We start from the raw sequence: 24,712 nt of genomic DNA on the forward strand, positions 1-24,712 counted from the left end.
CCGTGCAATTGCGCTTCATTGCATCCCGCAGGATGTTGGCAAACCTTGAAATAGTTCCGGGGCCGCTGAGGGTGTTAGCTTTACCGGAACTGCTTCAAGGTTGTCCGCACTATACCGCCTGTTTTGCCGAGGCTATATTGCCCATATGGGCAGGTAAGTCTGGCGCGAATATATCACAGGGTTGATTTTACGGCGATTTAAACTGTTGTTTTTGATGTGGTTGTGGCGGATCTGCCGGCGCGGAGCCTGGTTTGGCTCGCGGTTTTCATTAGTACAGAGCAGACAAAATCATCCCCTGATTTCTTATCAAGATGACTTGCCGCGGAATTTTCAGGATTGGCCGGCAAATTTGCTCCTACGAGAAATTGCGCTGACTAAGCCCATACCCAAAGACATCAGCAGGAAGCCGCCAGGTAGAGGCACCGTCGCGGGTGGCGGCACTATTGTGACACCGCTGAAATTCACTTGCTGTAGTCCGCCAAAATCAAAAGCAAGGGCGGTATCAAACGCTTCGTCGCCCCAGTTGATCACCCCAAACTCAAGAAAATACGATCCGGTTGCGGTGAACGAGTAAGCGGACTTAATCCAGCCGGTCGGGCCACAGGTGTTGGCGTTATCCCAGCAAATGCCGCTTGAGCCACCCAACGGTATCCAGCTTGTGCCGGCCGCAGCAAAGCCAATGGTGTTACCGTCATTCAATACCGCATCGAGCTCATCCGGTAAGTTGTTATCTACCTGACGATTCAACACGTTACCGGGCACGACATTACCGTTAGCAGAATTGGTGCTGCGGGCTGTAAACAACCAGGCGGCAGTGTTGTGGGTAGCCGCATTGACCAAGCGCGCCCAGGCGTAGTCGTCATAACCACGGCCATCGGTTGAAATGTAATTGAATTGCAAAGTCAGCGTGTCATTCGCATTGGCACTGAAAGCATTCGATTGAATTTTCGAGCCATTGGTTTGGTTCTCGGTGCCGCGTCCTTCATCCCTCAGAACCAAAGACGAAACACCATAAACACCGCCGGATGTCGACAGGTAACCGAACTGAGCGTTTCCAGTCGGTGAGTTATTGACCGTATTGTCCCCGTAAATCAGCCCAGCTGCGCCGCTTGTCGTCCAGGTGTTATTGCTTAAGGAAATATTGGCAGCTTGCGCGGTAGGTAGCACAAGCGCCCCGCTTAAACTGAGGGCGATGAGGGGAGTGCGCGTAATTTTCATGGTTTTACCTTTTTATTCTGTGTATGGATAAGGCTCAGGGTTTTTATGAATAAGCCGCACCAATCTCATTAGATCGTGCTGTTTGCCTGGTTAATCGGCGAAACTTATTTCGCGGTGTATTCCATGTGGCGGCAAAAAGGTTCAATACAGTAGGCCGGTTTTCAGCAAGGCAACTGTAAAATCTAAGATTTAAGCGGTGGCGGTGCGGATTGCTTGCAAAATGAGCTGTTCCTATACATCAAAGGTCGAGTTTGCCATAATTCCAAGAACTGATCTTCTGGGGGTATGGACATTAACAAGCGAATTTTGTTGGGGGTTTGCGGCGGTATCGCGGCTTATAAAGCGGCAGAACTGGTGCGCTTGTTGCGGAAGCAAGGCCATGAAGTTCGCGTAGTGATGACCGCAGCAGCCCGCCAGTTTGTTACGCCGCTGACCTTTCAGGCCTTGAGCGGTCATGCCGTACATGGCGATTTGCTGGATGTCGAGCAGGAACAGGCCATGAGCCATATCCATTTGGCACGCTGGGCAGATCTATTGCTGATTGCGCCGGCGACCGCCGATACCTTGGCGAAAATGGCGCATGGTTTGGCGGATGATTTGCTATCTACCTTGTATCTTGCGGCCGAGTGCCCAGTATGGGTCGCGCCGGCGATGAACCAGGCAATGTGGGGTAAACCGGTAACCCAAGAGAACGTTGTCAGGCTGCAAAGCCATGGTGTGCATTGTATCGGCCCGGCCGCTGGCGAGCAGGCCTGCGGCGAGCAAGGCTTGGGGCGCATGGTCGAGCCGGCCGAGATTTGCCGGCAACTGCTGGCGCCTGAGCAGCCCGGTTTTCTGTCGGGCATTAACCTAGTCATCAGTGCCGGACCGACGCGAGAGCCGCTTGATCCGGTGCGGTACATCACTAACCGCAGTTCGGGCAAAATGGGTTATGCCTTGGCGACCGCAGCCCTATCAGCCGGCGCCAAAGTGACACTGGTGAGTGGCCCGGTCAACTTAGCCGCGCCGGCCGGCGCCAAACTTATTCCAGTGGAAACCGCCTTGCAAATGTATGATGCAGTGATGATGCATAGCCGGATTGCAGATATTTACATTGGTGCGGCGGCGGTAGCGGATTACCGGCCGCAACAGCTGGCTGATAGCAAGATAAAAAAGGCTGGCGACACCAGCAATATAGCCTTGGTAAAAAATCCGGACATCATTGCCGCGGTGGCTGAACTGCAACCAAAACCCTTGGTTGTGGGATTCGCCGCGGAAACCGACGATCTGGAAAATTACGCCAAACACAAGCTGCAAAGCAAACACCTGGACCTGATCGCCGCGAATTGGGTCGGGCAGGTTGAAGGCGGTTTCGAGAGTGATCGCAACGCCTTGCAAGTATTTTGGTCGGGAGGTCAACAAATCCTGCCGATGACCGATAAACATACCTTAGCCGCGCAGCTGCTTAAACTGATAGCCGAGAAATTCCATGAAAAAAATCCAGTTAAAAATTCTTGATCCGCGTCTGGGCCGGGAGATTGCTTTGCCCGCCTACGCTACCCAAGGCTCTGCGGGGCTGGATTTGCGCGCCTGTCTGGATCAGGCCTTGACCTTGCAGCCGGGCGAAACGGCCCTGATACCTACCGGCCTAGCCATTCATATCGACGATCCGCATTTGGCGGCGGTATTGCTGCCGCGCTCGGGCCTGGGGCACAAGCACGGCATCGTGCTGGGTAATTTGGTGGGTTTGATCGATTCTGATTACCAGGGGCAGGTGTTTATCTCCTGCTGGAATCGTGGCAATAGCGCATTTACCGTCGAGATAGGTGAACGCATCGCGCAAATGGTGTTTGTGCCGGTGGTGCAGGCCGAGTTTGAGTGCGTCGCCGATTTCGACGAAAGCCATCGCGGCAGCGGCGGTTTTGGACACAGCGGCCGGCACTAAGCGGAGTCGCGACGGATGGGACGCATATTTAGCATAGTAGCGGGCATCGCGGCGCTGATGGTGTTATTGGCCGGTGGCGGCGCCTATTGGTTTTCCGCGGCCCAGGTCAGGGAAACCCAGCAAACCAGTACCACGGCCATTGCCAGCGGCATGACAGTCAGCATCGTCAGCCAGATCGAAACCTTGCAGCGGGTCATCGACGGTCTGGCGCAGGCGCCGGATGTGGTGGCGGCACTTGCCAGCGATAGCCACAATCCAGCGACCTTGGATAATGTCGCTGCCAGGCTACAGAATACGATTCCACAAGCGCTACGTGTGCGCTTGTTGCCGGCGACGGTCAGCGAGCCGGATCTTAGCCAAGTGCCGAATATGGGCTTTGCCGATTTGGAAATGGTGCGCGCCACGCTGACCGCCAAGCAAAAGCCCTTCGTGCAAGGTGAAGGCGAGCATCGGCATTTGGCAATGACGGCTGCGGTCAGTCAAAACCAGCAGGTAATCGGCGTGATTTTGGTTAGTTTAAAGCCGGATTTATTGCAACAGCTGATTAGCAAGACTACTGTCGGCAACGGTTATGTGGAGATTAAGCAAGAGCAGGCGGTATTGGCTAGTGTCGGCATGCAGGAATTGAAGGCGGAGGAGCCGCAAGTGATGCCGCTGACTAACAGCCGGTGGTCGTTGGAGCTTTCCATAGGTGGCGGCACCAGTACCGACGACATCATTTTATTTTCCTGCATTATCTTGATCCCCGCTTTATTGGGTTGCTTGGCGTTTTTTATCGGTTATCGCAAATTGGCCGATTATCTGCATCATGACCAAAGCAGTATTTTAAAGGCCGCCAAGGACATGATGACCGGCAAGCAAGTTGGCCACTATCCGGTGCAACTCGATGAAATGCGGCCGATTATTTCGACTTTGGCGCAGTTTAAACGCATCCTGGAGCAAGAAAAAAGCCCGAGTAAAGTCCCTGACGAATTGGGCGAGTACGATTTTTTCGACGAGTCGTTCGATATTGATTTTATCGAAGAGTCGCCTAAAACCGCCGAACACTATGCCAGTGTGCCGGTCAGCTTGGGCACGGCGCCTATCAGCGTGGCCGAGCAGGCGCCGCTGAGTGCGGTTGCTCCCGCCGAGAAATCGGCACCCGTGGCGATGCCAAACGTTGCGCCGACGGCAGGCGAGTCTTTTGCCGATATTTTCCGTACTTATGATATTCGCGGCATTGTCGGGCGCGGCTTGACGCCGGAAACGGTGCGCAATATTGGCCGGGCTTTGGGCAGCGAAGCCAGGCAGCTAAATATCAAGACTATTGTGATGGGCAGGGACGGCCGGCTATCCAGCCCCGGCTTGGCGGATGCGTTGGCAAAAGGCATTACCGAAGCCGGTTGCGATGTATTAAACATTGGCTTGGTACCGACGCCGCTGCTGTATTTTGTCACCCAGCACAGCGAAGGCCGTAGCGGTGTGATGATCACCGGTAGCCACAATCCGGCTGACTATAACGGCCTGAAACTGGTTTTGAACGGTGAAACTTTATCCGGCGACAAGATTCAACAATTAAAAAAACGCATTGAGGCCGGTGATTTCAGCGAAGGCACGCCGGGTTCCATCGAGCTGAATAGTCTATTCAGCAACGAATATATCGGCATGATTTCCGACGATGTGCATTTGGTCAGGCCTATGAAAGTGGCTGTCGATTGCGGCAACGGTGCGGCCGGACAACTGGCACCGATTCTGTTGCGCACGATGGGTTGCGAAGTGATCGAGTTGTATTGCGAGATTGACGGCAATTTTCCCAATCATCATCCCGATCCCAGCAAGCCGGAAAATCTGGGCGATCTGATTAAGGCTGTGAAGCATTACGAGGCCGATATAGGCGTAGCGTTCGACGGCGACGGCGACCGAATTGGCGTGGTCGATTCCGGCGGCAAAATTATTTGGCCGGATCGGCAAATGATGCTGTATGCCCGCGATGTCTTGGCCAATAAACCGGGAGCGGAGATCATTTACGACGTGAAATGCTCCCGGCATTTACACGATCAAATCGTCAAACGCGGCGGTCGGCCGTTGATGTGGAAAAGCGGCCATTCGCTGATGAAAGCCAAACTCAAGGAAACCACGGCGGCGCTGGCCGGTGAGATGAGTGGACATATTTTCTTTAACGACCGTTGGTTTGGTTTCGACGACGCCCTATACGCGGCGGCGCGGCTGATTGAAATTCTGTCTGCTGATATGCGTAGCAGTAGCGACGTATTTGCCGAACTGCCGGATAGTATCAATACACCGGAGCTGCATGTGCCGATGGCAGAAGGCGAAGGCATCCGCTTCGTGGAACAGCTATTCAGCCAGGCCAAGTTTAAGGACGGCAAGATCATCAATATCGACGGCATGCGCGTCGAATTTGCCGACGGCTGGGGCCTGGTCAGAGCCTCTAATACCACACCGGTTCTAACCGTGCGTTTTGAAGCGGATAGCCAGGATGCGATGCAACGTATTCAAGCTCAATTCAGGCAGCTGATGCTGCAAATCAAACCCGATATCAAACTACCTTTTTAATTGTTAGTGATTATGAAAGAAAAAACCGCGCACCAGATTGCCCACGTTCTTATCGAAGCCTTGCCGTATATTCAAAAATTCAAGGGCAAAACCGTTGTGATTAAATTCGGCGGCAATGCGATGGTCGATGATGCGTTGAAACACAGCTTCGCCCGCGACATCGTGTTGATGAAGCTGGTAGGTATTAATCCTATCGTCGTGCATGGCGGCGGGCCGCAAATCGGCGACTTGTTAAAACGCCTGGGTAAAACCTCGGAGTTTATCGACGGCATGCGCGTAACCGACAGCGAAACCATGGATGTGGTGGAAATGGTGTTGGGCGGTCTGGTAAACAAAGAGATCGTGAATATGATCAATATGCAGGGTGGCAAGGCGGTAGGTCTGACCGGTAAGGACGGCAATTTCATTCATGCCCGTAAAATCAACATGACCAAGGCCGGCGCGACGCTGGACGATGCTCCGGAAATCATTGATCTGGGCCATGTCGGCGAAGTCAGCAGTATCGATCCGGCGGTGGTGGAAATGTTGGGTAACAGCGATTTTATTCCGGTGATCGCGCCGATTGGCGTGGGTAAGGACGGACATTCCTACAATATCAATGCGGATTTGGTGGCCGGTAAGGTTGCCGAAGTGTTAAAAGCTGAAAAGCTGATGCTGTTGACCAACATCCCCGGCATTATGGACAGACAGGGCAATTTGCTGACCGGCCTGACCTTGACCGATATTGATAATCTGATTGCCGATGGCACGATTTCCGGGGGGATGATTCCGAAAACCCGCTGCGGCACTGATGCGTTGAAGGGAGGTGTGACCAGTGTGCATATCATCGACGGGCGGGTCGAGCACGCGGTGTTGCTGGAGCTGTTCACCGATCAGGGCGTCGGTACCTTATTGTTGCGCCGCTAAGCTGGATTGAATGAATGGTGCAAAGGCTTGGCGAATACTTTGTGCCTTTGCTCCTGAACATAATTCGTTGCCCAGGCTGGATTGGCGGCAGCGAATATCCAGAAATATCTGCAAAGTGTTGTTACGCTCCAGTAGCGATACCGACAAGCTTAAATCGTCGTCTTTCTGCGGGGCTGCGCGCATGATCAGTTTCTCGCTTTCCACGTCTTGGCCGGTGGTGGAGTGAGTCGCGACAAACTCGCCAGCGACTTTCCAGGCCTTTTCGCATTGCCCGGCGTCCTGGCAAACAAACAGGCCTAACTCGTTGCTAGCGTTACTGGCCGCTAAACTATCGCCGTTGACCGGTTTTCCGTCGTTGTTGTTGGCTTGGGTGAGGAATTGAAAGCGGGCTATGTCGGCTTTGAATTCTTTTTCGCTGTTTTGTCTATCTTGTTGGTGACGCAAAAGCTCTTGTTTGCCCGCTTCTATCTGTTGTTTGCTGGCGGCAATATCCGCCAGTAATTTCGGCGGTATCTTGCTGCCGCCGCGCTCAAGATTGGCGGCTTGTTGCTGTTGTTGCTGCAATTGCTGCTGAGTGCGTTCGATATTACCTTCGATCACTTTTTGCCCGGCATCGAAGGACGCCATTTTATTGATCAAGGCTTTATTCATATCATCAATGTTACGAAAAGTGCTCAGCAGGACTTTGTCGTTGGCGTTTTGCCTGGCAATGATCTTTTCCTGTTCCTTGCGTAGCGCATCCAGCCGCTTTTGCTGGGCTATTTGTTCGGCGGTTTTGGCTTTTTCCAGCACGTCGAGCACGCGGGCTTTCTCGCTTAATGTTTCCCGTTTGTGCTTTACCTGATCCGGCGGCACTTGGTCTGAGAAATAGACGTTACCGTTTTCATCCACCCAACGATACATTTTTTTGGCATATGCCGGCTGACCCAATGCACATAGCAAGGCTAGAGCGACAAATGAGGTTCGTTTGAAGGGGGAATGTCGCATGGCAATACTGGCTAGAGGCCTAGCCCAGTAGGCTGACCAATTGATGCAAGGGCGGCAAAATCATCATTTTTGCCAGTTGCAACAATACCAGCGCCACCAGCGGCGATAAATCTATCCCGCCCAGGTCGGGTAAAACCTTGCGACACACGTTCAGCAGCGGATCAGTCAAGCTGTACAAAATCGATGAGGCGGAACCGTAGCTGCCGGGGGCGAACCAACTGAGGATGGCGCCGGCAAAAATGGCGTAAACGAAAATATCGATCAGCATTTTCAGCAAGTCGGTAAACGACAATAACGTCAATGCCACAAAACTCACGGACAAGCCTTTAACAGCCAGTATCGAGAAGTTGGCGACTATTTGCAGCAACAAGGCCAGTACCAGAGAAGAGCTATCGATGCGGCCGATAGACGGGATGAAACGGCGCATGATCCTTAGCGGCGGATGGGTGATTTTCACCAGAAATTGCGATACCGGGTTGTAAAAATCGGCCTGGGTCCATTGCAACAAGAAGCGTAATGCCACCGCTAGAATATACAAAGAAAACAGCGTATCGATTAGGAACACTATCGGGTCGGTCATGTAATTGCTGCCCATTAGTCGGCTCCTAGTTGTTTTGACATTTCAATGGAACGGTCATTGGCGGCATGCAAGGCTTTGGCAACCAGTTCGACAAAGCCGTTTTGCATAAATGTTTCTATGGCTTGTTGAGTGGTGCCCCCCGGCGAGGTAACTCTGGCGCGCAATTGGGCGGGCGATTCGGCCGATTCCAGCGCAATTTTGGCGGCGCCCAGCGCGGTTTGCTGAATCAGTAGTCTAGCCGAGCGTTCGTCCAGGCCCAATTCCAGGGCGGCTTTTTCCATCGCTTCCATCAGCAGGAAGAAATAGGCCGGTCCGCTGCCGGAGACGGCGGTCACCGCGTCAAGTTGGTTTTCGTCGTTGACCCACAGGGCCAAACCGACAGCGCGTAAAATATTTTCGGCCAGATCTTTTTGTTCGTCATCAACATTGGCGTTGGCGTGCAATGCGGTTGCACCGGTTTGCACCAGTGCCGGTGTGTTTGGCATGCAGCGCACGATAGCGACCTCGCTACCTAGCCACTTAGACAGGCTTTGTTGGGAAATGCCGGCGGCAATCGATACTACCAGCACACTCTTTTGTTTCAGGCTGGGAGCGATTTGCAAAGCAACATCGCGCAATATTTGCGGTTTAACTGCCAGCACCACGACTTCGACTTCGTTAATGACTGTCTCGTTGTTGGCGGTAGTATTGACATGAAGTTGATCGGTGTGAGCCTGCAACGTGGCGGGCGCGGTATCCGACACCCAGATCTGCTGCGGTGAATGGCCGCTGGCAATCAAGCCGCTGATTAGACTGGTCGCCATGTTGCCGCCACCAATAAAACCGATTGTTTTTGTTTTCATAGCTTACTGATTAGTCTGTTGAATTGTTACGGAAACCGCTTTTCGCGATGCATTCTACATGACAATGGTGGCGTCGCAGAGAATCTCAAGTCGTTACGGATTTTTGCAAGCCGATATGCCGGGGGCGGATACCTAACAGTATCAGCGCCGAACTATAAATCAAGATTGCCGAGCCGATTGTTATCCCCAGGTGCAGGCCTCGTTGTGATGCGCTCCAATCCAGCCAAAGCGTCACGTCGACAAAATAATATAAAAACGCCGACATCACTGTGTTGGCCGCCACAACCCGCAGTATGAATATTAGCCATTGCTCGCAAGGCTGGTAAATTCGGGTTTTTAACAACGTCAACAATAGCAGGAGCGCGTTTAGGTATGCAGACAAGGTAGTTGCCAGGGCGATGCCAAGATGAGCGAAGGGAAATGCCAGCAGCACACTCAATATGATATTCGCGACGATGGAATGCATACCAAAACGCATTGGCGTTTGTGTATCCTGGCGGGAAGTGAAGCCTGGAACCAAGATCTTGATCAACATAAAGGCCAGTAAGCCTAGCGCATAAGCCATCAGGCTTTTGCCTGCCATCCGCACATCGTCGCTGCCGAATTCATTATATTGAAACAACGTCGATAACAAGGGCTCGGCCAGCAGTGTCAAACCCAGGGTGGCCGGTAAGCCGATCAGTAACACCAATTTCAAGCCCCAATCCAACGCTTTGGAAAAGGCCAGGGTATCTTCAGCGGCATGATTCTCGGACAATCTCGGCAAAATGACTGTTGCCAGTGCCACTCCCAAAATCCCGAGCGGAAACTCTACCAGCCTATCGGAGTAGTACAGCCAAGAAACGCTGCCCGAAGTTAAAAATGAGGCCACCAGAGTGCCGAACAGTAAATTGACTTGCACCACGGAGACGCCGAAAATGGCAGGGAGCATCTGTTTGAGCAGGCGTTGCACAGCCGGGTCTTGGTAGCCCCAGCGCGGCCTGGGTAGCAAGCCGAGCCTTATCAGTGCAGGGATTTGAAATAACAGTTGCACTACGCCGGCGCCAAATACGCCCCACGCTAAAGCCATAATCGGTTCGGCCATTAACGGCGAAATCCAGATTGCAGCGCCTATCATGCAAATGTTCAGAAATACCGGAGTCAGTGCCGGAATGGCGAATTTGCCACGTGCGTTCAAAATCGCACCGGCGAAGGCAACCAACGTAACGAAGAACAGATACGGGAAGGTGATGCGCAGCATCTGCACAGCCAGTTCGTACTGGTCGCCTTCCCACAGAAAGCCGGGTGCAAAAAGCAGGATCAGCAGCGGGGCCGCAATTACCCCTGCCAGTGTGAATAGCACCAATAAGACAGCCAAGGTGCCGGCGGTGCGGTCTATAAACTGCTGCAATGCCTCGCGGCTACCTTTTTCGTTATAATCGGTCAGTGCCGGCACAAATGCCTGCGCGAACGCGCCTTCCATGAACAAGCGGCGCAGGAAGTTCGGAATCCTGAAGGCCACAAAAAACGCATCGGTTGCCGCGTTAACGCCAAAAATGTTGGCAAATAGCATGTCTCTTACAAAACCCATGATCCGCGAAATCATGGTCATACTGCTAACGATTGCGGTGGATTTAAACAGCTGCTTGCTCACTGCAGGCCTCAGATTGAGTTTGGGAACACTAAAAATTTGACAATCATAGCATCCAAAATGATAATACGCGGTTCCAGATTAACTCAAAAGAACTGATAGACTATGGCTAATTCACCACAAGCTAGAAAAAGAGCGCGTCAGGCTGAGAAAAGCCGTATTCGCAATGCCGGACAGCGCAGCAACTTACGCACTTTCGTTAAAAAAGTGATCGCCGCTGTTAGAGCAGGCGATAAAGAGCAAGCTCAAGCCGCGTTTAAAACCGCTGTTCCTGTAATTGATTCGGCCGTTAACAAAGGCCTGATCCACAAAAATAAAGCCGCTCGCAGCAAAAGCAGACTAAACGACAGACTGCGCGCAATGGCTTGATCTCGACGCAAAGTCGATAGATCAACAGGGCCTATGCAACAGATGTTGCTTGGGCCTTTTTTATGCGCGGCGGTTTTATCTCGCGCAGACACCAGATGCCCTGGTTTCTAATCTTTCCGATAATCAAAGGTTGTTAGCTTTCAAACAACTTATTTGGAATAAGTTGCTTGCGGCGCGTGGACATGCTGCTAATCTGATAGCTTTCAGCTCATCAGTCTAAGGTACTGTCATGAATAACCAAGACCAAGCCAAACTGCGTTGGGGAATTCTCGGCGCGGCCCGCATCAACGAGCGCTTATTGCCGGCAATAGTCGAAGCATCCAATGCCGAACTGATTGGTATCGCCAGCCGCCGTCCCGGGGCTGCGGCGCAAACGTTGGCTAAATATGCCCCCTGCCATCCTGAGATACAGAGTTACGACAATTTAGATTCTCTGCTCAACGACGATGACATACAAGCCATTTATTTGCCAATGGCGAATCATGAGCACGCTGAATGGACTTTACGTGCCATCGAGCATCGCAAGCATGTGCTGTGCGAAAAACCGATGGCGCTGACGGTTGCCGATATCGATGCGATAGAAACAGCGGCTCGCCGTTACGGGGTGACCGTGATGGAAGGCTTTATGTATCGTTTCCATCCGCAACATGCCCGAGTATTGGAGTTGATCGGTTCCGGACTGATAGGCGAGATTCGATCAGTGCGTGCCAGCTATTCGTTCATGATGCGCCCGGCCCGGATGTATCGTTTAGCCGACGATGTTTCGCACGGCGGTGGAGCGATGTGGGATATTGGCTGCTATGCAATTCATTCGCTGCGAATGTTTTTTCAGCAATCCCCTTGTCGGGTAACGGCGTTGTCCAAATACGTGGAAAGCGGCGCCGACATCGCCACTAGCGGCGTGCTGGATTTCGGCGAAGGCAAATTCGCACATTTCGATTTCAGCTTTGAACGGGCTCGGCGCTGCGAATACGAAATCATCGGTACCCAAGGGGGTGTCAAATGTCATGTGGTTTGGCAATTGCCCGGTGATGTCCCGGTGATTTCTTGGTGGACCGAGGACGGTCGCCAGTCCGAAGAGCGCTTGCCGGCTTCCAATCACTTCCGTCTGGAGATTGAACATTTCAGCAATTGCGTGTTGAGTGGTCAGGGGCCGCAGTTGTCCCTAGCCGACGCCCGCGACAATTGCAGAACGATAGTGGCCGCATTGCAATCGGCGGCGGAAGGTCGGGTCGTCGAAATTTAATGGCAACAAGGCGAGGACGTCTGAGCGAGTGCTGTCAAACTCTGCAAAAAGGCCATGTCTTTGAGCCTCGTTCGCGTTTAATTCATATGAGTTTGCGGCCTCAGGAGCTTGTCGATGAACGAGAAAATATTATCCAAAATTGTTCGGCGCGATGCCTTACGTATCGGCGTGATGCTGAGTGTTCTTCAAGTGGGTTCTGTATGCGCCGTTGACTTGGTACAAGCCCGGAAAGATTTGCAGCAAATGGGTGTTGAATACACGGCACAGCAATTCGCGACCTCCGCAGGAGCCGGCGATATGGCGGCGGTGCGATTATTTCTGGATGCGGGAATGGATATCAACGCTGGCGATAGTGCCGCTTTGGGGTTGGCGGCCGGTAGAGGGCGGACGGAAATGGTGGAACTGCTATTGGCGAACGGCGCCAAGCCGACAGCCAATGCGCTACAGTTTGCGAGAACCCGGGGTCATCGGGAAATTGCGAATATGCTGCTTCGAGCCGGGGCGAAGGAATAGCGGCTATGTACGCTCAGATTGAGCGATTGATGGGCATGTCTCGATTTTTCAACAAGAACGGGAAGGCGCGACTCCCTCAGAATAGCTAGAGGGAGTCGCGCGGAGACTTAACGCGCGAGTTTTTTTCGGCCGTTGATTCCCAAAATACCTAAGGCTGAGCCAAACAACCAAATCGCCGCTGGTACGGGCACTGCGGCAATATTGCTGGCGAACAACTGGTTATGGAATTCGATATTGCCGTTAAACGACTGAGCAACCAATTGGCCGTTCAATTGCCCGTAACCGCCGAATACGTTGGCCCAGGGCGCTAGAATCGAGCCCTGAGGGTTCTTGCTGCCCGCTAACGTTAGCGACGTTGCGTCATAGAAATTGTAGATGACGTGTGTGGCGTCTATGCCGTTAAGATTGACTTGGCCGTTTTGAAATATCTGGCCGGTGCCGCTGACATTGATCAACACGGTGGAGTTGCTGGGAGCGCTGATGTTGATCGTATTGCTGGCGGTCAGTTCGGCGCCGTCTATGTCAAACACGTTGAGTTCGCTATTGTTGCCGGTCAGATTCAGCGTACCGTAATTGTTACCGACACTGCCGTTGGCGGTCAAAGCGTTCCAGGCGTTGGAGATATTTTGATATTGGGTTTGCGCGCCGGAAAAATCCACCAATGTTTGCGCGAAGACGCCGCCATTGGCGGTAAAGCTGCTTAGCAGGGTGCCGCCTGCATAGATGCTGCCGTTCTGACCGTTGCCTACACCGCCGTTGTTGGCGGTAAGCGTGCCGTTGACGACCAAACGGGCTGCGTTGCCACTGATTTGCGAGGCCACCGAATAGTTGGCCAATGTAATATTGCCGCCGGCAGCCAAGTTGCCCTCTGTATCGGAATTTGAGCTGATGAAGTTGCCGAATACGAAAACATTGTAGTCGCTGGCCGGCCCTACCAAGGCTGCATGGGCTGGAGAGATGGCGGCAGCCAATAATAAACTGGTAGTTGCTATAGTGTGTGACAAACGCATTTTCCTTTAACCTTGAATAAGTATGATGGCGGGATGCCTTAAATTGATAATGTGTCGACAATATCCGTTCCCATGCGGAAATGTCTTAAGCAAAACCGACGGTTCAAATAAGAGCGTGGCGATAAATACCTGACCACGCCGTTGATCGACCGGGGAAGTTGGCTTTTACCGATTCGAGACCTATATTAAGTGACGAGCCGTTAATAGTCGCTTATCCCGGATTGCGGCGATAAACCATGCACTTCCGGCGTCCATTCTATCTGATTTGAATTTCGGGTGATACGGCCGTTGGTACAGGTGACTGCCGGGTTAGAAAACTGCTAATCCGGCAGCTTATTCCAAGCCGTTTTTATTGGCTAAATGTCAATCCGTCATTTGCGACATCGATTTTGATCGAGTCCCCAGGGATGAAGCGTCCTGACAAAATCTCATTAGCCAGCGGATTTTCCAATTGCCGTTGTATCGCCCGTTTCAAAGGCCGCGCGCCGTAAACCGGATCGAAACCGGCTTCGCCGAGTAAATCCAGTGCGGTTTCGCTGACTTCCAGACCAATGTCTTTTTCCTGCAAGCGACGGCGCAACAATTCGATCTGAATTTTACAGATGGCGCGGATTTGGCCCTGGCCGAGCGGATGGAAGACCACTGCTTCGTCGACCCGATTGATGAATTCCGGCCGGAAATGCTGAGCTACAATCTCCATCACCGCATCTTTCATTTCGATATAGTTGTCTTCGCCCGCCAGTTCCTGGATCACGCTGGAGCCCAGGTTCGACGTCATTACCACCACCGTGTTTTTAAAGTCGACGGTGCGGCCCTGTCCATCCGTCAAGCGGCCGTCGTCAAGCACTTGCAGCAATACATTAAAGACGTCGTTATGGGCTTTCTCGATTTCGTCAAGCAGGATGACCGAGTAGGGTTTCCGGCGCACGGCCTCAGTTAGATAGCCGCCTTCTTCATAACCGACATAGCCGGGAGGTGCGCCGATCAAACGGGCCACGGAATGTTTCTCCATGAACTCCGACATGTCGATGCGCACCATTGCTTCCTCGGTATCGAACATGAATTCCGCCAAAGCCTTGCACAGCTCGGTCTTGCCGACTCCTGTTGGCCCCAAGAATAGGAACGAGCCGTTGGGGCGGTTCGGGTCCGACAGGCCGGCGCGGGAGCGGCGGATCGCGTTGCTGACGGCTTTCAAGGCCTCGGTTTGGCCGATCACCCGTTTGCCCAGTTCTTCTTCCATGCGCAGCAATTTTTCGCGCTCACCTTCCATCATTTTCGAGACCGGAATGCCGGTCCATTTCGAAACCACTTCGGCGATTTCTTCTTCCGTGACCTTGCTGCGCAGCAGGGTGGTTTCCTGCATTTCTGCTTGCGAAGCCAAGTCCAGTTCTTTCTCCAGTTTGGGTATGTCGCCGTATTGCAGCTCGGACATCCGCGCGTAATCCTGGCTGCGGCGGGCCGCTTCCAGTTCCAGGCGGGCATGTTCCAGGCGTTCCTTGATCGTTGCAGTGCCTTGCAATGCCGCTTTCTCGGCTTTCCAGATTTCTTCCAAATCGGAATATTCTTTTTCCAAGTCGGCGATTTCCACTTGCAGGATTTCCAGGCGTTTTTTTGAGGCCGCGTCGCTTTCGTTTTTCATGGCCTCGCGTTCGATTTTCAATTGGATCAAACGTCTATCGAGTTTATCCATCGACTCCGGTTTGGAGTCCATTTCCATCCGGATCCGGCTGGCGGCTTCGTCGATCAAGTCGATGGCTTTGTCCGGCAATTGCCGATCAGAAATATAGCGGTGCGACAGCATGGCGGCGGCAACGATGGCCGGGTCGGTAATGTCGACGCTATGATGAATTTCGTAACGTTCTTTCAAACCGCGCAAGATGGCGATGGTGTCTTCGACGCTCGGTTCGTCGACCAGTACTTTTTGAAAGCGGCGTTCCAAAGCGGCGTCTTTTTCGATGTACTGCCGATATTCGTCCAGTGTCGTCGCGCCGACGCAATGCAGTTCGCCGCGGGCCAGAGCCGGTTTCAGCATGTTGCCGGCGTCCATCGCGCCTTCGGCCTTGCCGGCGCCGACCATGGTGTGCAGCTCGTCGATGAACAGGATGATCTGGCCTTCTTGTTTGGCAACGTCATTAAGTACGGCTTTCAGACGCTCCTCAAACTCGCCGCGAAACTTGGCGCCGGCGATTAATGCCGCCATGTCCAGCGACAATAGTTGCTTACCTTTGATACCTTCCGGCACTTCGCCGTTAACGATGCGCTGCGCCAGACCCTCGACAATGGCAGTTTTGCCGACGCCGGGTTCGCCGATCAATACCGGGTTGTTTTTGGTGCGGCGTTGCAAGACCTGGATGGTGCGGCGGATTTCGTCGTCACGACCGATCACCGGGTCCAGCTTGCCTTGTTCGGCACGTTCGGTCAGGTTGATGGTGTATTTTTTCAAGGCCTGGCGTTGATCTTCGGCGTTGGCATCGTTGACGTTCTGGCCGCCGCGCATGTTTTCGATGGCTTTTTCCACGGCCGAAGCGGTGACGCCTGCTTGCTTGAGGATTTTTTGTAAGGAGCCGCTGGCTTCCAGGGCTGCCAGCAAAAATAATTCGCTGGAGATGAACGCATCTTTACGTTTCTGCGCCAGCTTGTCGGTCAGATTCAACATCCGCGACAATTCGTTGGAAATCTGCACATCGCCGCCGGCGCCGGAGACGCTGGCCAGACGATCAATCTCCTTGCTCAGCTCGTTGTGTAGTGCATTGACTTGAATGCCAACTTGCATCAGTAAAGGTTTGATACTGCCGCCTTCCTGATCGATCAACGCCAACATCACGTGCACCGGCTCGATGAACTGGTGGTCCTTGCCCAAGGCCATGCTTTGCGCGTCGCTGAGCGCCTGTTGAAATTTACTGGTTAATTTATCCATTCGCATGCTGCGTACCTCATTTGGGATATAAATTGTGTTGCCGCAGAGATGGGGCGCTACGTAACGCTTTTCAAGCGAGGGCTGGTGGATAATTCCACTATTTTTCGGGTGAAATTATTGCTATTGATTGGTGGCTTGAGATGGACATCGTTGGTAGCCTTGATAAATGATTCAAAGTACAATGCTCGCGCTCAGATAACAGATGTTGAGGGATTATGGCCTTTGCTAGTCAGCAGGTCCGGTTGTCAATATTGTCGGTCTGCGTAACCATTAGTTTTATTTTGTAGGAGTTTTAGAAATGGCAACAGGCACTGTAAAGTGGTTCAACAACACCAAGGGGTTTGGATTTATCGAGCCTTCCGAAGGCAAGGAAGATGTGTTTGTGCATCATTCCGTAATTAAGGGCGAAGGTTTTAAAACCTTGTCTCCAGGCCAGTCGGTTCAGTTCGATATCGAGTCCGGTCCTAAAGGTTTGACTGCCGCGAACGTCCTGCCCAGATAAGCGTTAACGGTTACGGGTAAAATGGCTCTTGCTTGCAAGGGCCTTTTTTATGCCTGTTACAAAATGGATTTTTCGGTCGAGGACAATATAACCAAGCTATAATGCAGCCATCCCTTCCAAACCGGCGTAACTGACTATGGCACGCGAATTTTCTTCTTTAAAACAAATGGATACCCCGGTCAAAGTGCTGTTTACCGGCTATTTGACTACCGTGGCGGTTGGCTATCTGATGGCTTTGATCCAAATTCTGTTTACTCATGGTATGGCTGACGGCAAGTTTGGCCTGTCGATAGACGACATTGTTTACAGTTATTACGGCAATCGTTCGGGAACCGTGCTGGAAACCAAGCTGAACGGGTCCATGAAGGAGAATGCATCCGAACAGGAACGGTTCGCCATTATCCAATGGGTACGCGATGGTGCCGACAAGGACGATTTTATCGACGATGGTATCGAAAAAATCATTCAGGAACGGTGTGTGATGTGTCACAACAAAGACGCACCGGTTCCGGATTTGAGCGATTTTAAAGTATTGAAGGAATTGACCAAGGAAGATGAAGGCGCGACTTTTAGTTCGCTGACGCGGGTTTCACATATTCACTTGTTCGGCATCAGTTTTATTTTCATGTTTGTCGGCTTGATTTTCAGTTTTTCGGAAACCAGTACCATCAAGTACAAATGTATTGCGATCGGTATGCCCTATATGTTTTTGCTGGTGGATATTTTGTCGTGGTGGTTGACGAAGCTGAACCCAATGTTCGCCTGGCTGGTGATTGTGGCGGGCGGCGGTATGGCGGTGTCGTTTGCGTTTATGTGGACGGTGTCCGTCGCGGAAATGTGGTTGTTTGATAGGGTGTTTCTGGACGCTGACGGTCAGCCCAGAGTGCAGTGGAGCGCAATAGTAGAAGCTAAGTTTAAGCAGGTTGGCGGAGAGGCGGCGGCGAAAAAATTAGCTGAGTTACTGAAGCAAGTCGGTGTTTACGGCTGGTCGAAATTTCAGAGCCAAGGCCTGCCATTTCTGAAAGATATCTACGTAAAAATAGTCAAGAAAGACAAATAGTTACGTAAGTGTGACTGGGTATGCAAAACACTGTAGAGAAGTTAAAGTTCCGCGCTTGGCAAGCCGATAACCGGAGCGGTATGATGCAAACTCGATTTGCAGGAGGTGTACCATGATTAGCAATGTACTGAATAGCGCAACCAGTCTGATCAGTAATGCTCAGCAAAAAGCCAGTACCGCCGCGCAAACCATCGCGAATTTGCCGGTGCAAGCTCAGGAAGTCGGCGGCTCAAAAGATGTCGGTTCAGCTGATTTGTTCAAGCCGGTGTTGAGCTTAAAAGAAGCTGAGCTTGAAACTTCGGCTGGTGCCAAAATGATCAAGGTTCATGAAAAAACGCTCGGATCTCTTCTCGACGTGAAGGCTTAATGGCTAACGCTGACATCATAGCCCAGCGCTTTGATGTCAGCGGCAAACGCATTCATTTCTTCAACACTCATTCTTTCCAGTTCGACCGCTTCCATTTGGAACGATTGCCTGGCCACGCTGTAAAGCATAATTTCTTGCAGTTTAATCTGGCCAAACCGTAATTCCTGCAAAAGCCCTAAATAGGCCTGCTTCTCACCATCAGACCACGCTTGCCGATAATGCAACATGCAGGTTTGTAGTTTGGTTGGACAAAGTCTGGTGGCAATTTCTAGACGTTCCAATAACTTTTGCTGACTTTGGCCTGTGCTGTTGATCAACTTGCGGCCCTGTTCGGTCGCGCTATCCAGTTTGAACCATAATTCGCCGTTGTGTCTGCTCAATTCCGCCAAGCCCGCTTGTACTGTCGATTGGTGTATCAAACTGCCATTGCTGATCAATACAAATTTGCTGGCTGGAAACACGCCGGATTCCGTGGCGATCTTGCCGATCAGATGCACGGCTTTATCAAAATCTATCAAGCTGGTCGGTTCGCCGTTGCCGGAAATGGCGATATCCTTGATAACGCGGTGATCGATTTCGACGTTAAATTGCTCAAAAAAATCGCCGTGTTGCACGTAATTTAAAAAGAAGCGCAGTTCCTGCTCCAGTAAGGCAAAATCCATTTCCGGCGCATTACCGCGCTGTAACTGCGGTACTTGGCAGTAAATACAGCGCCAGTTGCAGGCATTGTTCGGGTTGAAATTGACACCTATCGATAAACCACCCGCACGGCGGGAGATGACCGGGTAAACATATTTCAGGCCAGCGACATTACGGTTGTGATTTGTGGTGGTGAGTATCGGTTTCACTTGAGATGCGCCGCGCAAACCGTAACGGGTTTGCGCGGCCATGAGTTAGATTCGGACTAGCACTTCGCCGCGTCCGGTTTCCGCCATGTCGCCGCCGTAGCGTTGTACGCGGTTAAATGCGGCGCCGCTGTCGGCAAAACGGGAGTTGAAGGATTTGAACGAGGCGAACAATATAGGCAGGAAGGCCAGGGTATGTGAGCCGCAGTCGTTGAAAGTCGCTGATAATTGCGGCTGATTCCATAGCAACAAAGTGCCGCGCCGCATCGCATAGCCCAGATAGCGGCCGGTGTTACCCATCACCGCGATAGTGCCTGCCAGCATCCGCGAGCCGCAATAATCGCCGGCATTGCCTTCGATCAAAATCTGGCCTCGGCGCATATGGTCGCCGGCACGCTGGCCGACATTACCTTTCACTAACACCGTACCGCCTTTCATGCCTTGTTTGTTACCGGGTAGGGCTCCACCCAGAAAATCGCCGGCATCGCCTTCGATTTGAATTAAGCCGTTTTTCATTTCACATGCAGCATACAGGCCTGCATCGCCACTGACGTTGATCGTGCCGGATTTCATTTGCATGCCCAGATATGCACCGGCATCACCTTGTACGCTAATGCTGCCGCCATCCAATTCCTTGCCAATGAAGTCCAGCTTGTTATTGCTATAGGCGATAATGATTTCTTGGGTGTTCATGCCGGTGATGTAGAACAGTTCATCAACCCGTAACCGGCGTTTGCCATTCTGTAGTTCGATGGCGGCAATCGCATCGACGTCCAAACCTTGCAGCTTTTGACAAACCAGCGGCGACATGTCGATACGCTGGTCGGTTGGCTGTTTCAGGGTAAAGGTTAACGCGCTCATGCCATGATCTCCTGCAAATGAAAGTGGAACGGTCCCAATTTGCCGCCGTAGTTGCCGGCACTGATACGCTTGATGCCGTTAGCCGCGCCCAGATCACAAACCGCTTGAATACCCACGCGCATGGCCTTGTCGATGTCTTCTTTGCTCAAGCCGTCGATGACGATCTCCATCACCGATTCGATTTCCGGCGACAAATCGGTTTTGGTTACGCCTTTTAAAGTCGGGCAAAAAGCATCGTTTGTTGATGCGCCCAATGAGGCGTATTTTGAGCCAACTTTGGAGCCGGAGCGTACCACGCCGCCGGGGAAGGGCATAATCACATTCGGAATTTTGCGCATTTCCTCAATCGCCGCCTCGCAGGCTGCCAAAGCTTGTGGTTGCGATTCTGCCAGCACCAGGAAGTTGCCGCCGCCGACCGCGTCCACCATGCCGGTCGTCGCTTCGGTCAGAAACTCACCGTCCATTACCGGCACTCGCCAGTAGCGCTTGCCGCCGATCTTTTTTGCAATTTGAAAGCCATCGCCGAAGTAACGCAGGTTTTTGCCCAAGGGAATTGGCTTGCCGCCTTCGATGCCGGCAAATAGTGCCGAGGTTGGCGAGGTCAATACGCATTGCCCGGCACGGGTTTCCAATTGCTTGGCCAAACCTTTGCCGCCCATCGCGTAAATCATGATGGCGACGCCGGGCCGTCCGTCGGGCGTTTCGTTCGGGCTCAACACTCGTTCGATGCCCGCCTCGCAGCCGCAAGCAATTACAGAGGTCGCGAAGCCGGTCATCGCTTGCGCGGAAATCATCGCCCATTTTTCGTTTTGCGCGGTGATGATGGCGCGCGTCGCCTTCATCGGAAAGGCTTCGGCGAAAGTTTTGTCTATGGTTACGCCATTAATGATCATGCTGCACCTCGCAACGGATGTGCCGTCAAGCTGCCGCGTCCGTCTTCGCTAATTTCGTCGTCGCTGATTTTAAAGTTGCCGAGTTTCATGGTCAGGTATTTGTCGAAATAAGGTTTGAGGTCTTTTTCGATGGATAGATCGTAGTCCGGTTTGACGATATGGGTCGTGCCCCAGGTGACTTTCACGACCTCGCCGTCTTTAACGACCAGTTCGCCGTCCTTGAACACATAATCGGGTTTGGTGAACATGGTTTGACGGTCCGCGTTTTCGGTGTAAACAGTAATGTCTGCGAAGTTGCCTGCACTCAAAGCGCCGCGGTCTTTTAGGCCGATGATGCGGGCTGCGCCGGCGCGGGTCATGATGGCGATTTCGTTTAGCGTGTATTCGCGCTCGATCGAGGCTAGCGTGGTCATTTTTTGCGCTTCTGGATGGATGGTCGCCAGCATGTCGTTCCGGAAGCTGCGGTCCATCAGCAGGCGGATCAAATGCGGATAGCTGGTGAATGGTGCACCGTTCGGGTGGTCGGTGGTCAGGAAGATTCGCCAAGGGTCTTCGACCAATAGGAAGATTTCCAGGCCGATGGCCCACTGCAAGGCATTGACGAAGTTTTGGTCCTTGTATTTAAACGGCACCACGCCGCAGCTCGGCGTCGCATTCGATGTCCATGCACACCCATTTATTCGGGCTGGCGAAACGGTGGTTGGCGTGTTGGCGCATGTTATCGCCGGAGGCGGTCACGGTCTGGCCGAACAGGATTTGGCCGACGTCGGCGGTGATGTTCGGATTGCTATTGATTGCCTCGGCGATCTGCGCGGCACCGGAGGAGAATTTGAAATCGCCTTCTTTACCGTAGCTATGGAACTGAATATGCGTCAAGTGCATCGGCAGGCCGTCGATACCTTCGATGGTATTTAAGGTGGTTTCCAGATTGCCCGGTACGCCTAAATTGCAGCCATGCACATGCAAAGGATGAGTGATGCCGAGTTCTTGCACCGCTTTAGCTAAGGTTTGCAAGATTTGACGGGGCGTGACGTCGTAATGGCTGTTCTTTTCGTCCAAATCCAGTTTGCGCTGGTTGAATTTGAACGCATTGATGCCGCCGGCGTTGACCACCTTAATGCCGATGCCTTTGGCGGCGTTCAGCGTCCAGGCCACGTAATCATTGATGGCTTTTTGATCTTTGTTGGCGGTCAGCATGCGTAATAGGAAGTCGTCGCTACCCAGCATGACATAGCCGCCTTTATCCACTATCGGTGTGTCGCCCATTTCCATATGTGCTTGGCGAGCGTTGATCGGCAGTACTGCAGGTTCGAAGCAGGCTGTGTAGCCCATTTCCGCATAGCGGTAGCCTGCTACGTAAGTGCTGGGCATCGCGTGACCGTTACCGGAACGGGTAATCGGCGTGCGGTGCACCGGGTCCTGGCGATGGTCTTCCGGCAATAGGGTGCGGGCGATGTTGCCTTTGCCGCCGCCGATGTGGGTGTGCATGTCGATGGCGCCCGACATGACCACTTTGCCGCGCAAATCGTATTCTTTGTCAACCGGTCTGCCGTCTTTAGGCGCATCGATAATGCGGCCGTCCTGCACGTAAATGTCTTGCTGTTGTCCGTCGATGCCGCTGGCCGGATCGTAAACGGTTCCACCTGTAAGTTTTATCAACATGTGTTTGGTCCTAAAGGGCTTGTTCGATAGCGGACAGGACTTCGGCGGTACTGGGCAGGCCGGAGTCGCGCAATTTTTTCAGGCGGATCGCCACCACATTGTCCAGGCGGTAAGCGTGGCCGGAGTGGTCGATGCCGGGCGTGCCCACGGGAATAAACACATCCGGTTCTTTCTCAAACTTCATGCCGGAGCGAGCGATGACGATAGTCGGTAAGTGGGTTTTTGGCGGCAGTGCACTGCTGTTAAAGGCCTGAACCCACAGCAAGGCATCGGCTTCGCCGTTACTTAGCAGTGTTTGGCTGTCGTAAAGATAAGGATCGTACTCGGGGTAGCCACGGGCAAAATTGACGCGCGCAGGGTAGCCGGTAGTCCAGCCGCAGACTTGGTTGGCGGTTTGGTCGCCTTCCTTGCCGCCCAGCGGAAAGCCGGAGCAGCGGGTGCCGGCTTGGTTAAGGTCTTTAACGATATTGCACAGCGTTTGCACGGTTAGCTCAGCTTGATCGAATGCCAATGCCGCCGCGCCCCACAGAATGACGCCATACTGTGCGGCCTTCAGTTTGTCGGCGATAAGCTGTAGCTCGCTAATGGCGATGCCGGCGACGCTTTGTGCGTGTAACAAGTGGCCTTTAACCAGGGCCGACAATGCGGCTGTCACTTCTGGTAAATCGGCGTCCGCGCAAGTTAGAACGGTGGCTTTTTGGCCGGACGGCGATGTCGAGGCGTTTCCGGAGGGGGCTTTGCCCAGATAAATAATTTCCCGGTTTGCCGTGTTGTCGAGGAACATGGCTTCCTCATTCCACAAATACTTCTCGAAAAAGCGCGGGGCAAAAGCTTCCAGATCGGTGCCGACTATCAGCAATAAATCGCAGCGGTTTTTCAGTTCGGCTAATGTGGTATTCATCCAGCCGGAGTCCTGCAAAGCCAGTAAATTGCGGCGTGCGTTATTAAAATTGAGGTTATCGACCACCGCGCCGCTTTTGTCGGCTAAAGCCAGCAATGCGCGCATGCCGTAGACGTCGGTGGCGCAGCCGCCGATCACAGGTTGATGGGTGTTTCGTAGCAATTCCGCAGCTTTAGTGGTCGCCGCTTCCAAACTCGCTGCCTGCCCGGCAATGCGCGGCACGGTGTCCGCTACGGCTTGTTCGAATGCCGGTGTATTAACCGAGCAACCGTTTGCGGTCACTTTCAAGGTTGTGCCGTCCACCTGTATGCTCAGGTCGTCAGTACCAATGCCGCAAAACGGGCTGGGTACCTCGGTTATTTCAGTCATGGAAAGTCCTCAATCTTTTTTAATATATTTGAATCGTGGATCGTCGGGCGTGCCTTCCAGGATGCCGGCGGAAGTTTCTGCCGCATCCCACATCAACACTTCCTCAATTTTTTGGGCTAAAAGAAAATCTTTATCGGTGATGCCTTTTGCCGAATGCGTGACCAACTTGACGATCACGAATGCATAGGAAACAGTTAAATCCGGGTGGTGCCAGGCTTTTTCCGCCAAGTGGCCGACGGTGTTGACCACCATTAAAGTCGCTTTCCAGCCGCTGGTCTTGATTTTGCGGCGGATCCAGCCGTTTTCGTAATACCAGTGCGGCAGTTCCTGTGCTAAACGTTCGGCGATTTCGGTCTCGCTATAGACCTTGGCAGTATCGTGCGACATCGTTTATCCCCCGGATTGAAGTGACTGGGCATTCTATCGCACAGTTTAGTCGGTGTCTTTACGGTGTACAGGTGTTTGGCTGGATTTCAGTGCCAATTGTCGGCAACTGGAGGGGGCTTTTTTTAACTGGCTTGTTTAGGCGGGTTAAGGGAATGCCTCGGCGCAGAGGC

At 52.7% G+C, this 24,712-nt stretch carries 22 protein-coding genes and 1 pseudogene; 10 read left to right on the forward strand and 13 right to left on the reverse strand.

What is annotated here, in order from left to right:
- Positions 1–330: 330 nt before the first annotated feature.
- Positions 331–1,218: an NF038132 family protein gene (locus ACH5Y9_RS24510; RefSeq protein WP_445367924.1), complete on the reverse strand. Its 888-nt coding sequence runs from the start codon at positions 1,216–1,218 to the stop codon at positions 331–333.
- Positions 1,219–1,503: 285 nt separating this feature from the next.
- Here ACH5Y9_RS24510 and coaBC point away from each other — a divergent pair, with 285 nt between their 5' ends.
- Genes coaBC through argB form a run of 4 tightly spaced genes read left to right on the forward strand, consistent with a single transcriptional unit; the run spans position 1,504 to position 6,601 of the window.
- Positions 1,504–2,715, forward strand: coding sequence for a bifunctional phosphopantothenoylcysteine decarboxylase/phosphopantothenate--cysteine ligase CoaBC (gene coaBC / locus ACH5Y9_RS24515; RefSeq protein ID WP_445367925.1), 1,212 nt, complete (start codon positions 1,504–1,506; stop codon positions 2,713–2,715).
- Positions 2,687–3,142 carry a dUTP diphosphatase gene (gene dut / locus ACH5Y9_RS24520; protein WP_171697543.1) on the forward strand — a complete coding sequence of 152 codons (456 nt, stop codon included), beginning with the start codon at positions 2,687–2,689 and terminating at the stop codon, positions 3,140–3,142. Before coaBC ends, dut begins: the two co-directional genes overlap by 29 nt.
- 15 nt (positions 3,143–3,157) lie before the next feature.
- Positions 3,158–5,695 (forward strand): phosphomannomutase/phosphoglucomutase, encoded by a 2,538-nt coding sequence (locus ACH5Y9_RS24525; RefSeq protein WP_445367926.1) that lies wholly within the window; start codon positions 3,158–3,160, stop codon positions 5,693–5,695.
- A 12-nt stretch (positions 5,696–5,707) separates the two neighbouring features.
- Positions 5,708–6,601, forward strand: a complete 894-nt coding sequence (argB, locus tag ACH5Y9_RS24530) for an acetylglutamate kinase (RefSeq protein ID WP_033159176.1) — start codon at positions 5,708–5,710, stop codon at positions 6,599–6,601.
- Here the strand turns inward: argB and ACH5Y9_RS24535 are convergent.
- From ACH5Y9_RS24535 to murJ, 4 genes are all read right to left on the reverse strand, one after another.
- Positions 6,584–7,588 carry a DUF4124 domain-containing protein gene (locus tag ACH5Y9_RS24535; RefSeq protein ID WP_445367927.1) on the reverse strand — a complete coding sequence of 335 codons (1,005 nt, stop codon included), beginning with the start codon at positions 7,586–7,588 and terminating at the stop codon, positions 6,584–6,586. The genes argB and ACH5Y9_RS24535 overlap by 18 nt on opposite strands.
- A gap of 19 nt (positions 7,589–7,607) precedes the next feature.
- The gene (locus ACH5Y9_RS24540; RefSeq protein ID WP_445367928.1) at positions 7,608–8,183 is read right to left on the reverse strand and encodes a YggT family protein; all 576 of its coding nucleotides are present in this window, start codon (positions 8,181–8,183) and stop codon (positions 7,608–7,610) included.
- Entirely contained in the window at positions 8,183–9,010 is an 828-nt protein-coding gene (gene proC / locus ACH5Y9_RS24545) for a pyrroline-5-carboxylate reductase (RefSeq protein ID WP_445367929.1), read from the reverse strand. Before proC ends, ACH5Y9_RS24540 begins: the two co-directional genes overlap by 1 nt.
- A gap of 85 nt (positions 9,011–9,095) precedes the next feature.
- Positions 9,096–10,643, reverse strand: a complete 1,548-nt coding sequence (gene murJ, locus ACH5Y9_RS24550; protein WP_445367930.1) for a murein biosynthesis integral membrane protein MurJ — start codon at positions 10,641–10,643, stop codon at positions 9,096–9,098.
- A 102-nt stretch (positions 10,644–10,745) separates the two neighbouring features.
- Between murJ and rpsT the strand changes: the two genes are divergently transcribed.
- From rpsT to ACH5Y9_RS24565, 3 genes are all read left to right on the forward strand, one after another.
- Positions 10,746–11,009, forward strand: a complete 264-nt coding sequence (gene rpsT, locus ACH5Y9_RS24555; protein ID WP_020483383.1) for a 30S ribosomal protein S20 — start codon at positions 10,746–10,748, stop codon at positions 11,007–11,009.
- Positions 11,010–11,238: 229 nt separating this feature from the next.
- The gene (locus ACH5Y9_RS24560) at positions 11,239–12,255 is read left to right on the forward strand and encodes a Gfo/Idh/MocA family protein (RefSeq protein ID WP_445367931.1); all 1,017 of its coding nucleotides are present in this window, start codon (positions 11,239–11,241) and stop codon (positions 12,253–12,255) included.
- Between the two features lie 114 nt (positions 12,256–12,369).
- On the forward strand, positions 12,370–12,768 hold the full coding sequence (locus tag ACH5Y9_RS24565; RefSeq protein ID WP_445367932.1) for an ankyrin repeat domain-containing protein: 399 nt from the start codon (positions 12,370–12,372) through the stop codon (positions 12,766–12,768).
- A 107-nt stretch (positions 12,769–12,875) separates the two neighbouring features.
- Here ACH5Y9_RS24565 and ACH5Y9_RS24570 read toward each other — a convergent pair whose 3' ends face one another.
- A complete protein-coding gene (locus ACH5Y9_RS24570) occupies positions 12,876–13,772 on the reverse strand; it encodes a choice-of-anchor A family protein (protein ID WP_415879122.1) in 897 nt (298 codons plus the stop codon).
- A gap of 355 nt (positions 13,773–14,127) precedes the next feature.
- Positions 14,128–16,701: an ATP-dependent chaperone ClpB gene (clpB, locus tag ACH5Y9_RS24575; protein WP_445367933.1), complete on the reverse strand. Its 2,574-nt coding sequence runs from the start codon at positions 16,699–16,701 to the stop codon at positions 14,128–14,130.
- 292 nt (positions 16,702–16,993) lie between these two features.
- On the opposite strand from clpB, the gene ACH5Y9_RS24580 reads away from it, so the two are divergent.
- From ACH5Y9_RS24580 to ACH5Y9_RS24590, 3 genes are all read left to right on the forward strand, one after another.
- On the forward strand, positions 16,994–17,197 hold the full coding sequence (locus tag ACH5Y9_RS24580) for a cold-shock protein (protein WP_020483379.1): 204 nt from the start codon (positions 16,994–16,996) through the stop codon (positions 17,195–17,197).
- Between the two features lie 136 nt (positions 17,198–17,333).
- Positions 17,334–18,257, forward strand: coding sequence for a hypothetical protein (locus ACH5Y9_RS24585; protein ID WP_445367934.1), 924 nt, complete (start codon positions 17,334–17,336; stop codon positions 18,255–18,257).
- 112 nt (positions 18,258–18,369) lie between these two features.
- On the forward strand, positions 18,370–18,624 hold the full coding sequence (locus ACH5Y9_RS24590; protein ID WP_445367935.1) for a hypothetical protein: 255 nt from the start codon (positions 18,370–18,372) through the stop codon (positions 18,622–18,624).
- Here ACH5Y9_RS24590 and ACH5Y9_RS24595 read toward each other — a convergent pair.
- The 6 genes and pseudogenes from ACH5Y9_RS24595 to ACH5Y9_RS24620 form a co-directional block, all read right to left on the reverse strand.
- On the reverse strand, positions 18,621–19,514 hold the full coding sequence (locus ACH5Y9_RS24595) for a radical SAM protein (protein WP_445367936.1): 894 nt from the start codon (positions 19,512–19,514) through the stop codon (positions 18,621–18,623). The two genes, ACH5Y9_RS24590 and ACH5Y9_RS24595, sit on opposite strands and share 4 nt — an antisense overlap.
- A 3-nt stretch (positions 19,515–19,517) precedes the next feature.
- Positions 19,518–20,330: a formylmethanofuran dehydrogenase subunit C gene (locus tag ACH5Y9_RS24600; RefSeq protein WP_445367937.1), complete on the reverse strand. Its 813-nt coding sequence runs from the start codon at positions 20,328–20,330 to the stop codon at positions 19,518–19,520.
- A complete protein-coding gene (gene fhcD / locus ACH5Y9_RS24605) occupies positions 20,327–21,223 on the reverse strand; it encodes a formylmethanofuran--tetrahydromethanopterin N-formyltransferase (RefSeq protein WP_192393120.1) in 897 nt (298 codons plus the stop codon). The genes ACH5Y9_RS24600 and fhcD overlap by 4 nt, the downstream gene beginning before the upstream one ends.
- Positions 21,220–22,885, reverse strand: a pseudogene (locus tag ACH5Y9_RS24610) (formylmethanofuran dehydrogenase subunit A). The gene fhcD and the pseudogene ACH5Y9_RS24610 overlap by 4 nt, the downstream one beginning before the upstream one ends.
- A 10-nt stretch (positions 22,886–22,895) precedes the next feature.
- On the reverse strand, positions 22,896–24,155 hold the full coding sequence (locus ACH5Y9_RS24615) for a formylmethanofuran dehydrogenase subunit B (protein ID WP_445367938.1): 1,260 nt from the start codon (positions 24,153–24,155) through the stop codon (positions 22,896–22,898).
- Positions 24,156–24,164: 9 nt separating this feature from the next.
- Positions 24,165–24,542 carry a 4a-hydroxytetrahydrobiopterin dehydratase gene (locus tag ACH5Y9_RS24620; protein ID WP_445367939.1) on the reverse strand — a complete coding sequence of 126 codons (378 nt, stop codon included), beginning with the start codon at positions 24,540–24,542 and terminating at the stop codon, positions 24,165–24,167.
- Between the last annotated feature and the right edge of the window lie 170 nt (positions 24,543–24,712).

Source organism: Methylomonas sp. BW4-1, from assembly GCF_052474385.1.

Coding starts and splice junctions, on each gene's coding strand:
- ACH5Y9_RS24510 (WP_445367924.1), bottom strand. CDS start 1,218: ATGAAAATTACGCGCACTCCCCTCATCGCCCTCAGTTTAAGCGGGGCG.
- coaBC (WP_445367925.1), top strand. CDS start 1,504: ATGGACATTAACAAGCGAATTTTGTTGGGGGTTTGCGGCGGTATCGCG.
- dut (WP_171697543.1), top strand. CDS start 2,687: ATGAAAAAAATCCAGTTAAAAATTCTTGATCCGCGTCTGGGCCGGGAG.
- ACH5Y9_RS24525 (WP_445367926.1), top strand. CDS start 3,158: ATGGGACGCATATTTAGCATAGTAGCGGGCATCGCGGCGCTGATGGTG.
- argB (WP_033159176.1), top strand. CDS start 5,708: ATGAAAGAAAAAACCGCGCACCAGATTGCCCACGTTCTTATCGAAGCC.
- ACH5Y9_RS24535 (WP_445367927.1), bottom strand. CDS start 7,588: ATGCGACATTCCCCCTTCAAACGAACCTCATTTGTCGCTCTAGCCTTG.
- ACH5Y9_RS24540 (WP_445367928.1), bottom strand. CDS start 8,183: ATGGGCAGCAATTACATGACCGACCCGATAGTGTTCCTAATCGATACG.
- proC (WP_445367929.1), bottom strand. CDS start 9,010: ATGAAAACAAAAACAATCGGTTTTATTGGTGGCGGCAACATGGCGACC.
- rpsT (WP_020483383.1), top strand. CDS start 10,746: ATGGCTAATTCACCACAAGCTAGAAAAAGAGCGCGTCAGGCTGAGAAA.
- ACH5Y9_RS24560 (WP_445367931.1), top strand. CDS start 11,239: ATGAATAACCAAGACCAAGCCAAACTGCGTTGGGGAATTCTCGGCGCG.
- ACH5Y9_RS24565 (WP_445367932.1), top strand. CDS start 12,370: ATGAACGAGAAAATATTATCCAAAATTGTTCGGCGCGATGCCTTACGT.
- clpB (WP_445367933.1), bottom strand. CDS start 16,701: ATGCGAATGGATAAATTAACCAGTAAATTTCAACAGGCGCTCAGCGAC.
- ACH5Y9_RS24580 (WP_020483379.1), top strand. CDS start 16,994: ATGGCAACAGGCACTGTAAAGTGGTTCAACAACACCAAGGGGTTTGGA.
- ACH5Y9_RS24585 (WP_445367934.1), top strand. CDS start 17,334: ATGGCACGCGAATTTTCTTCTTTAAAACAAATGGATACCCCGGTCAAA.
- ACH5Y9_RS24590 (WP_445367935.1), top strand. CDS start 18,370: ATGATTAGCAATGTACTGAATAGCGCAACCAGTCTGATCAGTAATGCT.
- ACH5Y9_RS24595 (WP_445367936.1), bottom strand. CDS start 19,514: ATGGCCGCGCAAACCCGTTACGGTTTGCGCGGCGCATCTCAAGTGAAA.
- ACH5Y9_RS24600 (WP_445367937.1), bottom strand. CDS start 20,330: ATGAGCGCGTTAACCTTTACCCTGAAACAGCCAACCGACCAGCGTATC.
- fhcD (WP_192393120.1), bottom strand. CDS start 21,223: ATGATCATTAATGGCGTAACCATAGACAAAACTTTCGCCGAAGCCTTT.
- ACH5Y9_RS24615 (WP_445367938.1), bottom strand. CDS start 24,155: ATGACTGAAATAACCGAGGTACCCAGCCCGTTTTGCGGCATTGGTACT.
- ACH5Y9_RS24620 (WP_445367939.1), bottom strand. CDS start 24,542: ATGTCGCACGATACTGCCAAGGTCTATAGCGAGACCGAAATCGCCGAA.